The sequence below is a fragment of the Nostoc sp. FACHB-190 genome (genome assembly GCF_014696905.1).
In the GTDB taxonomy this organism is placed as follows: Bacteria; Cyanobacteriota; Cyanobacteriia; order Cyanobacteriales; family Nostocaceae; genus Nostoc_B.
Genome location: NZ_JACJQW010000021.1, coordinates 18,191 through 31,801 on the forward strand (window position 1 = coordinate 18,191; position 13,611 = coordinate 31,801).

11 protein-coding genes are annotated in these 13,611 nt (G+C 42.7%); 4 read left to right on the plus strand and 7 right to left on the minus strand.

From position 1 onward, the window contains the following. Positions 1–207: 207 nt before the first annotated feature. Positions 208–1,413, plus strand: coding sequence for an HhoA/HhoB/HtrA family serine endopeptidase (locus tag H6G28_RS21195; protein WP_190592763.1), 1,206 nt, complete (start codon positions 208–210; stop codon positions 1,411–1,413). 57 nt (positions 1,414–1,470) lie between these two features. Here H6G28_RS21195 and H6G28_RS21200 read toward each other — a convergent pair whose 3' ends face one another. From H6G28_RS21200 to H6G28_RS21215, 4 genes are all read right to left on the minus strand, one after another. Continuing rightward, on the minus strand, positions 1,471–1,818 hold the full coding sequence (locus H6G28_RS21200; RefSeq protein WP_062287000.1) for a DUF760 domain-containing protein: 348 nt from the start codon (positions 1,816–1,818) through the stop codon (positions 1,471–1,473). A 213-nt stretch (positions 1,819–2,031) separates the two neighbouring features. Beyond that, positions 2,032–2,586 carry an SMC-Scp complex subunit ScpB gene (gene scpB, locus H6G28_RS21205; protein ID WP_190592762.1) on the minus strand — a complete coding sequence of 185 codons (555 nt, stop codon included), beginning with the start codon at positions 2,584–2,586 and terminating at the stop codon, positions 2,032–2,034. A 242-nt stretch (positions 2,587–2,828) separates the two neighbouring features. Then, positions 2,829–3,512 (minus strand): 2-C-methyl-D-erythritol 4-phosphate cytidylyltransferase, encoded by a 684-nt coding sequence (gene ispD / locus H6G28_RS21210; protein ID WP_190592761.1) that lies wholly within the window; start codon positions 3,510–3,512, stop codon positions 2,829–2,831. A gap of 284 nt (positions 3,513–3,796) precedes the next feature. Continuing rightward, on the minus strand, positions 3,797–4,801 hold the full coding sequence (locus H6G28_RS21215; RefSeq protein WP_190592726.1) for a phosphoribulokinase: 1,005 nt from the start codon (positions 4,799–4,801) through the stop codon (positions 3,797–3,799). Between the two features lie 1,042 nt (positions 4,802–5,843). Between H6G28_RS21215 and cpcD/petH the strand changes: the two genes are divergently transcribed. From cpcD/petH to H6G28_RS21230, 3 genes are all read left to right on the plus strand, one after another. After that, positions 5,844–7,118, plus strand: coding sequence for a bifunctional rod-capping linker CpcD/ferredoxin--NADP reductase PetH (cpcD/petH, locus tag H6G28_RS21220; RefSeq protein WP_190674048.1), 1,275 nt, complete (start codon positions 5,844–5,846; stop codon positions 7,116–7,118). A gap of 419 nt (positions 7,119–7,537) precedes the next feature. Further along, complete coding sequence (locus tag H6G28_RS21225; protein WP_190592730.1) at positions 7,538–8,827, plus strand: homoserine dehydrogenase; 1,290 nt, start codon at positions 7,538–7,540, stop codon at positions 8,825–8,827. Between the two features lie 243 nt (positions 8,828–9,070). Next, positions 9,071–10,162, plus strand: coding sequence for an S-layer homology domain-containing protein (locus H6G28_RS21230; protein WP_190673886.1), 1,092 nt, complete (start codon positions 9,071–9,073; stop codon positions 10,160–10,162). A 237-nt stretch (positions 10,163–10,399) separates the two neighbouring features. On the opposite strand, the gene H6G28_RS21235 is transcribed toward H6G28_RS21230, so the two are convergent. From H6G28_RS21235 to H6G28_RS21245, 3 genes are all read right to left on the minus strand, one after another. Next, a complete protein-coding gene (locus tag H6G28_RS21235) occupies positions 10,400–10,837 on the minus strand; it encodes a CAAD domain-containing protein (RefSeq protein ID WP_190592724.1) in 438 nt (145 codons plus the stop codon). A gap of 651 nt (positions 10,838–11,488) precedes the next feature. Next, complete coding sequence (locus H6G28_RS21240; RefSeq protein WP_190673888.1) at positions 11,489–11,950, minus strand: pentapeptide repeat-containing protein; 462 nt, start codon at positions 11,948–11,950, stop codon at positions 11,489–11,491. A 311-nt stretch (positions 11,951–12,261) separates the two neighbouring features. Continuing rightward, positions 12,262–13,125 (minus strand): alpha/beta fold hydrolase, encoded by an 864-nt coding sequence (locus H6G28_RS21245; RefSeq protein ID WP_190592722.1) that lies wholly within the window; start codon positions 13,123–13,125, stop codon positions 12,262–12,264. Positions 13,126–13,611: the final 486 nt, after the last annotated feature.

Consider the following 13,611-nt stretch of genomic DNA (forward strand, 5'->3'; position numbering starts at 1 on the left):
AGACTAGTCTTCCCAGAAATGTTAGTTGTATAACTATTAGGTAGATATTGATGATTTTTCCCAGCAGTCAAGCTCTTTGTTAATCACCGATTTCTGAATTTTAATATTTATTAAGCAACTTGATGTTAAATTTATCTGTCCACTTACGAATTGCTTGACTACACTTAGAAATTAGCAACTGCATTGCTGTCCTTAAGCGTAATTATTATGAATTTATCTTTGAAGCAACTGGCTATTTACTTATCTTTACTATTGGTTGGTGGTGGTGCAGGTCTATTTGGTAGTCGCTATCTCCTGACGCAAAATCGCTCATTTCGAGAGTTAAGAAATGTAACAGCAGCTTTACCTCCAGAATCTGCCACTCCCTCTGCCCCTAGTGGTAGTTTGGGAGCGACTGGTGGAGATAATGTGAATTTTATTGCTACAGCAGTGCAGAAAGTCGGCCCGGCTGTAGTCCGCATTAATGCAACTCGAAAAGTCGCAAATCCCATCTCTGACGCTTTAAAAAACCCCCTCTTGCGCCGCTTTTTTGGTGATGAAGAACAAGCCATTCCCCAGGAACGGATTGAACGCGGCACAGGTTCAGGATTTATTTTGAGTCAAAAAGGTGAATTACTGACCAATGCCCATGTAGTTGCTGATACAGATACAGTCCAAGTCACCCTCAAGGATGGTCGGACTTTTGAGGGCAAAGTTATAGGTATTGATACGATTACAGATGTAGCGGTTGTGAAAATTCCTGGTGATAAATTGCCGACGGTGAAGCTGGGCAATTCGCAAAATTTGATTCCTGGACAATGGGCGATCGCTATTGGCAATCCTCTGGGTTTAGATAACACTGTTACCATCGGCATTATCAGCGCCACTGACCGCACCAGCGCCCAAGTTGGTGTACCAGATAAACGTGTAAGTTTCATCCAAACTGATGCAGCTATTAACCCTGGTAATTCTGGCGGGCCATTGTTAAACGCCCAAGGTGAAGTTATCGGCGTAAATACCGCCATTCGTGCTGATGCCCAAGGATTAGGTTTTGCCATTCCAATTGAAACCGCCGCCCGTGTGGCTAAAGAATTATTTACTAAAGGGCGGGTAGATCATCCTTTTTTGGGAATTGAAATGGCAGACTTAAACCCCACCAAAAAGCAGCAAATTAATCTCGAAAACAAACTCAACATCAAACAAGATTCTGGCGTGGTGATTAAGGGCGTATTAGATAACTCGCCAGCAAAACGGGCTGGTCTGCTTCCTGGTGACATAATTCAAAAAGTGAACGCAAAACCAGTTAAAACAGCCGCCCAAGTGCAGAAGCTAGTAGAATCCAGCACAGTCGGCGATATCCTCGTACTTGAAATCAACCGCAGTGGCAAAATACAGACTTTAAAAGTGCAGTCAGGTGTCTATCCGAAAAAATAGTCAATCGTCCAAGATTTTAGATTTTGGACTTTTCACCAATCTAAAATCTAAAATTGACTATTGCCCCTCAGACAAGTAATCTAACTGCATTCTTTGTTCCATCTGCCGTAAGAAATACCCCGTCATCATTGCTGATGCTAATAGCCCAGCCAGATTTTCTCTGTCTGTCGTAATTTGCACGTTGAAGTTTTCTGCGGGTAGCATTCCCACTAGCCCTTGGACGTTTTGGGAAATTATTTGCTTAATTTCAGGGCTGACAGACTGGGCGACACGCGCTAACACATCAGGCGACTGATGCTGCAAATACTGGAGTAACTGATTGGGATTTTCCTCAAAGTTCTCGCCTAGAAGTTGATTCGGGTGTTCCTCGGAGTTGTCATTCAAAAAGTCAGGGTCAAACACCATTGGCAGTCTTTTTTAGCTTAGTTGCTAATTCTACTCTAAACCATAGTACAAGGGTAGCGTCTTTTCCACAGGTATGGGTTTTATATCCAGGACTTAGCGCCAAGGTTGTATGTGAAGAATGGGTGTAAGGGTATAGGGGTATAAGGGTTTTTAAAACCTACACCCTTACACCCCTATACCCCTTAAGTCCTACTAACCTGTCACCTGTCACCTCTAACCTGTTACCTCTTCTACCTCATCTTCAATAGCTAGGTCTAATTCTAGTTGCTGTTCTTTAGTGTCAAATGGTTGGGGGAGTTGTTCGATTTGGAAGTACTGATGAAATTTTGGTGTTACTTGTAGCGAGTAAGAACGGGATTCGTTATCTCGGCGTTTCTTGACAAAACCAAGTTCGACTAATTCTTGAACATGCTGATACGCACCTGAACCCCGGAGGTTAATCAAGTCGCTTTGCAAAATTGGACTATTGAGAGCGATCGCCGCTAAACTCCTCAATGCGCCTACTCCCAATTCTACCGGAATCAGTGTTTGTACTAAATCTTGAAAATCAGTTCTTAGTTGCAGGCTGTAACCATCTGTGGTTTCAACAACTTCTAAGGCGCTATCTCTTCGGGCGTAACTATCTATCAGTTCGATTATGCCTTCTTGGGCAGTGGCGCGATCGCAAGCTGCATATTCGGCTATTTCACTGAGAGATAAAGGCTTACCCTTCAAATAGAGAATTGCTTCAATTTTAGTCGCTGTCTTGGTCGCGGTGGCTGTTTTCATTGGGTGTGAGTCAATGGTCAATAGTGAGCCAGCGCGGTCTTGGGGGTTCCCCCTATGAGCGACTGGCGAACCCCGAAGGGGTCAATAGTCAATAGTTATTAGTCATTGGTCACTGACAACTGATGACTAGTAACTGACGATTAACAAGTGTGTGGGATTATACTTGATTTTGTTGCAAAAGTCAAAAATTTCCTTAACAATTCTTCATATTCTCCTAATCCCCCTTGTCCCCCTTGTCTCCCTCACCCTCCCCGATGACTGATAATAAATTCAGCGATCGCTAAATCCTGGGGAGTAGTAACTTTTAAATTCGTCTCCTCACCTGGAACAATTCGCACTTCAATACCACATCTTTCAAATAACGCTGCATCGTCCGTCACTTCCCAACCTTGACGAATACCTTCGGCGTGGCACTGTTTCAATAACTGGACATTAAATCCTTGGGGAGTTTGGGCAGCCCACAAATGTTGTCGGTCAGGCGTACTTTGAATTATGCCAGTTTCATCAACAATTTTAATCGTGTCTTTCACTGGTATAGCTGCAATTAACCCAGCACAATGGCGAATTGCTGCTGCACAAGCATTTAGCAAATTTGGTGTAGCCAAACATCTAGCACCATCATGAATTAATACTTGTTCCGCTTCTGGTGGTAACGCTTGCAAGCCGTTGTAAACCGACTCTTGCCGAGTACTACCACCAATGATAAATTCCACAGGTTTAGTCAGCGACAAATCAGCAATGATATTTTTAAAGTCAGGCCAGTCACTAGGCTGAGAAATAATTCCTATCCAACTAATAGAACTTGCTGCTTCCGCCGCTAACAAAGTCCAGGCAATAATCGGTTTTGACTGTACCTCAAGAAAAAGTTTATTGCGGTTACTACCCATTCTTTTACCGACACCGGCAGCAGGAATTAATAAATACACAAGCGTCCTCGATGAGAAAACTAAAGGTTAGAGGTTACAGGTTAGAGGTTAGAGATTTATAGAGGCATTTTGAACCTAGTCCTAGTACAGTTCGGCGTAAATAAACCGACCATAAGGAATTGCTAAAAAGCTTGTAGTATCCGTATTTTTTCTTTTTCCTTTTGACCTTTTACTTTTGCCTTTTTGTACTACTCCCTACTCACCACTCCCATCACTACAAAAATAAAAAGGGGATGCCCCCGGAAGCACCCCCAAAAAATTTGACACAAACACTGCTGTTTTGTTTAGACTTGAACTGCTAGTTTTGCTTCCTTTGATGTTAAACGTTCGTAGGTGGCACGCATTTTTAGACCTGTCAGCACTTGGAACAAACCAGTTCCATTGTTAGAACCAGGATACTCACGGTGTTGGAGTAACAAGTGAGTCATTTCACCTTCGTACTTGGTGGATGTGTTGCTGAGATGGTTTTCGATGTAGATGATTTCTTCTAGGTTGTCAAATTGACCATCTACTTCGAGTACTGAGACATAGCGGCCATAGTAAACATCGGAACCATAGTACAGTTGCATACCTGGATAGGAACAGGTAAGCTTGCGTCCACAAGGAGTCCAGTTAATGGTGGAACCTTCATCAAATAAGTAAACAGGAGTGAATCCTTCTTTACCTTCGCGTTGCAACATCCGTACCCGCAAAACTTTGCGTTCGGTGTCGTTTTTGATGAGGTTTGTGGGCAGTACTTGGAGAACTACGTCAGCGAATTCTCTTTGGGGTTCGATATATTTTGTAAAGTCAGGTTTACGAGAGTTGATAGCAGCTAAAACATCTTCGTAGCGATGGCCTCTTTCTGCCATATCGCGTTGAATCTTCCAAGCAATTTTAACTTCATCGCTGATATCAAAATAAACGCTGAAATCAAGGAGCGATCGCACCCGTTCATCATATAAAGGATGTAGACCTTCAACCACAATAATGTGATTTGGTTCTACTATTTCTGGGGGATCAATCAGGCCGGTTTCGTGGTTATAAATCGGCTTATTAATGGTTTGACCTTCTTTGAGAGCTTTAATTTGCTCATACATCAAGTCAAAATTGTTTGCCCTGGGGTCAAGTGCAGTTATCCCAGTTTCTTTGCGCTGTTTGCGATCTAAGCAATGATAGTCATCCAAACAGATAACTGTCATAAACTCTTCGCCAAACAAGTCTATTAAACGACGCAAAAAAGTAGATTTGCCGCACCCGGAGTCTCCGGCTACTCCAATTAGTACCACGCGTTCCGGCTTACTTGTCATAAATCTCCTCTAAATACTAAATGTGTCAATCAATAATTTTTCACACAGCAGATTTTTGAAGCCAGGAGTCTACCCCATTGGTTTTTCCTGTGTTCTTGCTACTCAGCCACATAACTATTATCAGACGGGTGTACAACCAAATTAGCGGCTGTTACTCGTCTGAGATTGCCTTATTTTGCAGCTAGTAAGTATTTAATCCTAGTGGTATACTTAATTTTAACAGAATGGGTAATCCTATACAAGATTTGATATCAGGATGAATCTTGTGGTGCTACTGTCAGATTAATCATTTAAACATAAGTTTTCTCGACACAGCACAAATTTTGTTCTTCACCCATCTTCTTTGTGAGATAGCTATCTTCCCAGTAGGAGTGGGTATAATTTTGTGATGAAAGCCAAGTTCGGAGATTTACAGTTGCGTCAGTGGTGTTAACTCTCATTTGCAACATTCATCTTGAAAATCTACCGCAAGAAGGAGTAGATATTGAGCAGTTAGCCTGATGTGCTGAATCGTAATCTTGAGTAAATATTTAAAGTATAAATATAAACCTGAACTCCCACTGATTGAAGTTAATCTAAGTTGGATATTCAGTGAAGTTCATGGTCATAGTTTATGTTATCTTTATTTTTCAGCAGGACTGTTAAAAAAAACATAAAGAAATCAGCAACAAAAGCCAAGTAGTACAGAGTAGAATTCGCCTCTATCAAGCATTAGTTGTAGCTGCTCAAAAGTGTTTGCTTCTGGTTTGTTGAGGTCATCAGCAGTGATTTTATCAAAAATAATTCACGAAAAAAAGATTAAATTGACTCATGGTTAACATTCTGTCAGGGACTTATCCTCTATTTTAGAGGATGAACAGGTGTGTTTATTCCAATACCTGCTTGTCTGGAGCGAGTGTACTTAGCAAGGTATCATTTTTTGATGCCTCTTTCCCAACGCGCTAGTTTTGGTATCCCAAAATCCGATAAACTAAAATCTGGCTAAGTGATGGGAATAGTTGTTTTTGAAAAACGGTTAAGTAATATCGGAGTGATAGACAGAATGTTCAATCAAGGTACTGTTGAGGGTGCTGCCAACACAGAATCAGGTAGCCGCGTCTTCGTGTACGAAGTGGTGGGTCTGCGTCAGAACGAAGCAACTGATCAAACGAACTACCCAATTCGTAAAAGTGGCAGTGTGTTCATCAGAGTGCCTTACAACCGCATGAACCAAGAAATGCGACGTATCACTCGCCTAGGCGGCAAAATTGTTAGCATTCTACCCGCAAGCATTTTAGAGCAAGCAAATGGCAAAGCCGCGTTTGCCAGTGCTGTACCTACAGTGAGTGCTAACAGTGGGGAAAATGGTCAAGCCACACCTGCGAAAGCCAATAGTAAGGACACAAAAGGCAACACCATGACTCAAGCACAAGCCAAAAAAGCCCATGCTGACGTTCCCGTAAATACCTACCGTCCCAATGCTCCATTTATCGGTAAGTGTATCTCTAATGAGCCGTTGGTTGGAGATGGTGGAATTGGTATTGTTCAACATATTAAATTTGACCTGTCTGGTGGTAACTTGAAGTACATCGAAGGTCAAAGTATTGGGATTATTCCCCCTGGTGTGGACAAAAACGGTAAGCCAGAAAAGCTCAGACTGTATTCTATAGCTTCAACTCGTCATGGTGATGATGTTGATGATAAGACAGTTTCATTGTGTGTTCGTCAGTTGGAATACAAGCATCCAGAAACTGGTGAAACAGTATATGGTGTTTGCTCTACATATCTGTGTTTCTTAAAGCCTGGGGAAGAAGTTAAGATTACAGGCCCCGTGGGTAAAGAGATGTTGTTACCCAGCGACCCCGAAGCTAATGTGATTATGATGGCAACTGGTACAGGTATTGCGCCTATGCGTACATATTTGTGGCGGATGTTTAAAGATGCAGAAAAAGCAGCTAACCCAGATTATCAGTTTAAAGGATTCTCTTGGTTGATATTTGGTGTGCCAACAACTCCCAACATTCTCTATAAAGAAGAGTTGGAAGAAATACAGCAGAAGTATCCTGATAACTTCCGCTTGACTTATGCTATCAGCCGCGAACAAAAGAATGCTCAAGGCGGCAGAATGTACATTCAAGACCGCGTAGCAGAACACGCTGATGAATTGTGGCAATTGATTAAAAATGAAAAAACCCACACATACATCTGCGGTTTACGCGGTATGGAAGATGGCATTGATGCAGCTTTAACTGCTGCGGCTGCCAAAGAAGGTGTAACCTGGAGTGATTACCAAAAAGAAATCAAGAAAGCTGGTCGTTGGCACGTAGAAACTTACTAAGTTGGTTATTAGTCATTAGTCATTGGTGAGCCAGTGCGTTGGGCGGGTTCCCCGACTCCCTCACTGGCTCACCCGAAGGGTCATTAGTCAATAGATTAAGACAACTGACAAAATATAACTGAAGCAGGATAATCTGTAGGGTGGGCGATGCTCACCCTACAATTGTTTTGTATATATACTTGCTGAAACAAGAGTTCTGGTGGTTATAGCAGGAGGCAGGAGGCAGGAGGCAGAAGGCAGGAGGCAGGAGGTAAAAGTTTTACTATATCTAGCATTCATGCTTTTTAAATTTCCTAACCTATACTTCGACTGCTATACATAACCACTCAGCACTCAGCGAGAAGTTGCGTGCGGGGGTTTCCCCCGCCCTTGCAAACTTCGGTGACTCAGCACTCAGCACTAAGATGGATGAAAAGTTTGTGGGTGTAAAGCTAGGAATATTGGGATTAGGTACTGTAGGTACAGGTACGGTGCAACTACTACAAGATGCTGTTGGCCGTCATCCGTTGTTGGGAGAAATCGAAATTTATCGGGTGGGTGTCCGATCGCCTGACAAACCCCGTGCTGTAGAATTACCAGAGTCAGTCATCACAACCGATTTGGCCGCGATTGTCAATGATCCGGCTGTGGATATTGTAGTTGAGGTGATGGGAGGATTGGAACCGGCGCGATCGCTCATTCTCCAAGCAATCAAAAATGGTAAACATATCGTCACAGCTAACAAAGCAGCGATCGCCAGATTTGGGGCAGAAATTTTCAACGCCGCCAATGAAGCCGGGGTTTATGTGATGTTAGAAGCGGCTGTTGGTGGGGGAATTCCCGTGATTCAACCCCTGAAGCAAGCTTTAAGTGTTAACCGGATTCACACTGTTATTGGCATTGTTAACGGTACGACTAACTATATCCTCACCCGGATGCAAACTGAAGGCAGTGATTTTGGGGATGTGTTAGCTGATGCTCAACGCTTGGGTTATGCTGAAGCTGACCCGACAGCCGATGTAGATGGTTTAGATGCAGGCGATAAAATTGCGATTTTGGCATCTTTGGGTTTTGGTGGACGCATTCATTTACCAGATGTTTATTGTGAGGGTATCCGTCAAGTTAGCAAGACAGATATTACATACGCTGAAAAATTGGGCTTTGTGATTAAATTATTAGCGATCGCTAAATACCAAAATAATGACCACTCCCAGTTATCTGTGAGAGTACATCCCACCTTTGTACCTAAATCTCACCCATTGGCTAGTATTAACGGTGTGTATAACGCCATTCTTGTAGAAGGTGAACCCATCGGCCAAGTGATGTTTTTTGGCCCCGGTGCGGGTGCAGGTGCAACAGCCAGTGCTGTCACCTCAGATATTTTAAGTGTGACAGCAGCCCTCAAGAGTAATACAACCGCACCAAATCCCCTGCTCACTTGTAGACATGAAGATTACTGCCAAGTTACCCCGATCTCGGAATTAGTTACCAGATTTTACGCCCGCTTTCTCACCAAAGACCACCCTGGTGTCATTGGTAAACTAGGTACTTGCTTTGGTAATCATGGTGTAAGTTTAGAATCTGTGGTGCAAACTGGCTTTCAGGGAGGATTAGCAGAAATTGTGGTTGTTACCCATGATGTGAAAGAAGGCGACTTCCGCCAAGCTTTAGAAGAAATTCGCAGTCTGGAAGCGATTGATAGCATTCCCAGCATTTTAAGAGTGCTTTAGAAGTATGAAGTATGAAGTATGAAGTATGAAGGATGAAATAAATGCTTTGAGATGATATCTGACAATTAAGCTGTAAACCCGCATAGGTGTTCACTGAGCGAAGTCGAAGCGTGTTCACTGAGCTTGCCGAAATGCGGTCACTGAGCGTAGTCGAAGTGCGGGTTTTGTTTAGATAGCTGCGGCTTTTATCGCCCAAGCTTGTTGATTTTTGAGTGGGAACTTTGCAATTTCAGGGAAAATACGATGACCAACTTACCTCCTTCCGACCCCAAGTCATCTGAAAAAACAGCCCTTGGCTTTGATGAATTTATTGCCATTTTAGTTGCCTTCGGTGCGATCGGGGGGATTCTCTGGTGGTCATTTTCTCGCCGAGATGCTGGCTGGAACTTCAATATAGTGTTGTCGCCAACACCAACTTCCACAATCCAAACGCAACCAACTCCCGCCGTTACTGCTCCAGCTTCCCAGGTGCAGCCAAGCACTAATCCTCAAGTTGAAGCTGCACCTGTATCTCCCAAAGAAGTAGTCCCCGAACCCAGCCCAAATTCCCCTCAAATCCTGCCACCAGTCCAAGTAATTCCACTTAATTCAACACCAAAAACCGTACCTTTTTCTACGTCTAAAAATCCAGAGTCATCAGTTACCTCATCGCCCTTACCCTTAGTTACCCCTGCTGAACAAAAATCAATTATTCCACCACCTATTGCCTTTAATGATGTGCCGAAAAATTTTTGGGCGGCTCGATTTATTAATGCACTTTCGGCGCGTGGAATTATCAAAGGTTTCCCAGATTACACGTTTAGACCAAATCAGCCTGTGAATCGCGCGGAATTTGCAGCCATTCTCCAGAAAGCTTTTGACACAGAACTGAGTAAAAATTCTGTACCCTTTAAAGATGTCTCAGGTAAATATTGGGCAACACCAGCAATTGACCGCGCTGTGGGTACAGGTTTTTTAAAGGGGTTTCCCAACAAAACTTTTAAACCCAACCAAAAAATTACCCGTGTACAAGTTTTAGTGGCGCTGGTAAGTGGGTTAAATCTCAAACAACCAGCCAAACCCGCACAGGTGCTAAGTATTTATCAAGATGCCAAAAAAATTCCTAAATATGCCGTGGCTAAGGTAGCGACTGCCACAGCCAATGGTTTGGTAATTACCGATGCTAACCCTCAATTCTTGTCTCCCAATCAAGCAGCCACTAGAGCAGAAGTAGCAGCAATGGTGCATCAAGCTTTAGTTAAACTGGGAAGACTAGATAAAATTTCTTCTGAGAATATTGTGCGCTTACCTGAACAAACTTCACTGTCTGAAAATAAATTAGCCAACGAACCGTAGCAAAGTGCTGAGTAATAACTCAGTATTCTCAGGAGTTTCAGGCATTGAGTTGAATTTACCAGAAGAGAGGGCAGTGTTCTGCACTACCCTCTCTTCTGTGTTTGAAATTAAATTGCAGCGAGAGTCAGTTATAGCAGTCGGGCATAGTAAGACTTTTACCTCCTGCCTTCTGCCTGGTTGGTGAGCGAACTTGTACTGAGCGCAGTCGAAGTAGCCGAACCACTGCCTCCTGCTATATTATGCGCTAGGAGCGTTTTTACCAACAACTTGTGATTTGAGTGTTGTAATTTCGTTAGTTAGCTCTTTTCTGGTTGAAGCCTTGAGTAAATAGCGGTAAATAAACCAAGCAGAGTAACCAATCCCAATCAACTCAAAGGTAGGTGCTACTAAAGGAATATCATTCAAAGAATCTAATATTGCCAAAAGTACCTTAACTGCGACAAGTGCTGTCACAATTGCGCCAACAACAACTAAGGGTTGCTTATATTTGCTGAACAAGCTCCCCAGGTACTCAGGCAGTGATGCTAAAAAGCTAGAAATTTGTTCGCCGTACTTCACCCATTCCTCTTGAGGTTGAGCAGGAGGCTGGAGTTTAGTAATGGTACCTGTTTGGCTGTTGATATCTGGCACTGCTGCTTCTGTGGATTTTGTTTCTGCGAATTCTGGTTCTGGCATCTTAATTTCCATAAATTTGACAGTTGGGTTTTTTTATCTGGACAATGACAACCAAAAGGCTGTGATTGGACAAGGCACAAGTTGATCAGACTTAGATGGGTAACACATTGTATTCCCTATAACCATAAATGCCTCTAACCTCTACTGCATCAACTCCAAGGTAGACAGTCACTAGAAGGACAGAAGCCAAAAATTGTAGGCTGTGTTACTACATCTATCTGTGTTTTGTGTTTTTCAATCAACGGCAACCTTCAGGATGAGATTATCCTATGCCGTATCAGTTGCTGATAATCGTACTCCTGCAAGTACAATTCATGCAAAAATCAGATCACCTCTCATTTATACAAGGTTAATCGCCGATTTTAACTGAATATTAAAGCTATCTTCAGCCAGATTCGTCAATGAATCCATTGGTCATTGATATGAATACTTAATAAAAGTTCTTCTGTATTCACGTATCTGGCTTTGATAAATCAGGGCTGACACACAACAGTTGTCTGATGAGAATGGGTGTAAGGGTGTCGGGGTACAGGGGTGTATGTCTTCAAAACCTTTACACCGTTCGGCTAACGCTCACGGCGAAGCCCCATACCCTTTCACCCCTACACCCAATTTCCACAGTTATGGGAAACGAGTCTACTTAAGTTCAAATTAGTCCCAATCTGGCATTTGTGCGCCTTCTTCACCACCAACACCGATGCCCGTGTTGAAAATATCTGCATCGGTGATATTCATATTGTCCATTGATGCGCCGTAGACGTTGGAGTCATGAATTTGAGCGCGGGTAAAATTCACGCCGTCAAGATTAGCTTTTTTAAAGTTAACGTTGGTGACAAAAGTTGAAGATAGGTTAGCTCCTTTCAAATTTGCGTTGGTGAGGTCTGCACCTTCGAGGTTTGCGCCTACAAGGTTAGCTTTAGAAAGGTTGGCACCACGTAAATCTGCACCAATTAAATGAGCGCCACTGAGGTCAACTCCAGCTAGATTACACCTCTGACATTCCCCAGTAGATAAAAGCCTTTGTAAATCTTGCGAATTCCCTGCTTTCACAGAGGTGGCAAAAATGAGGGGAGTGGTTGCTAAGGCTATAGCGGCAATTAGCTTGAATTTCATAATCTTTCCCCTTTGTATTGAAGTTGTAACCGTTCTTTTCCTCACGATTCTATTATCTCACTAATTTTCTGGACAATGTTGATTTAACTCACAAAATCAAGGTGATGTTTAATAGTTTGGTCAAAGACATAAAAACAGTGTGGATGCGGGTTTTGGGCTGGCGATCGCTCACAAAACTTACCTAAAATTACCAATCTTTATCTTGTTAAATCTTTTTAAGAAATACAAGCATTTATTTTGATTTGTCATTGGTTGTTAACCGGAATTTTTATATTATTAATTGGCACTCAGTAATTCTACTTTTTAGTATATTAAATTCCCGTAAATTCACGCATGTATCGATTCACTAGATCCGGTTCCTCTTGCTGTACCCAATGCCCACAATGGGGAATATACTGAATTTGCAAGTTGCTGACATAGGTATCAGTTCCATAGGTAAGCTCTTTCCCAAGGGCAGTATCATTTTCACCCCAAATCATCAGTGTAGGAATATTTAAAATTCCCCAATTTTTGTTGGGTAAAAAGTGAGAAAATACATTGCGATAGTAGTTGAGCATTGCTGTTAAAGCACCGGGTTTAGCAGCCGCATTTTTATAAGCTGCTAGGTCAGAGGCAGTAAAAGCATTTTTATTAACTGCTGTGCCTTGAATAATCTGAGCAATTGGCTGATAGTCAAAAGTTTGCAGGAGAAATTCTGGCATGATTGGTAGTTGAAATAAGAACATATACCAGCTACGTAGTAACTGTTGGGGAGTTGATAATCCCTGAGAAAATTTAGCGGGGTGTGGTAAGTTAAGTATGATTAATTTCTCTAGCATTTCTGGGTGAGCATGAGCAAAACACCAAGCGATCGCACCACCCCAATCATGCCCAACTAAAACGCATTTTTCGTGACCTAAACCTTTAATTACACCCGCAACATCTTTGATAAATTCACCCATAATATAAGCTGATTGTGCTTTGGGTTTTTCACTATCGTTGTAGCCACGTAAATCTAAAGCCACAACTTGAAAATTTTCCGCAAATTCTGGTATTTGATGCCGCCAAGAATACCAAAATTCAGGAAACCCATGTAACATCAACATCAAAGGGCCTGTTCCTTGGGTGACATAGTGCAGTTTTACACCATTGGTAGTGATATATTTATGTTCCCAAGCATTTTTAAGGTCAGACATTTGTTGTATTTATTAAATAAGTAATCTTGCTATTGTGGAATTATGTATCAGATTACTATCCCTAACATCTGTTAAAGGGCAGTTTTTGAGGTGGTAGTAATGTCAGAAAATGCTAATAAAAGTCTGAAGTGTGAAATTTATTAGGACTCATATTTGATTTGGGAAAAAATCAGTACACCCAGACCCGCATTTCTCACAAGCTTCAGGCGTTTGATGGGGCAGAGGGGCAGAGGTGCGGAGGGGCTCTTGAGAGAGTACCTTCATTCTCCCCTGCTCCCCTGCTCCCCTGCTCCCCTGCTCCCCTGCACAGGCTTTGAAAGGTGTGGTGAGAAATCCGGGCCAGATCAGGCTTCTTTCCTACTACCGACTCCCCATTCCCGACTCCCCATTCCCTACTCCCGACTCCCCATTCCCGACTCCCGACTCCCCATTCCCTATTCCCGACTCCCCATTCCCTACTCCCGACTCCCTGCGTACACAACTAGA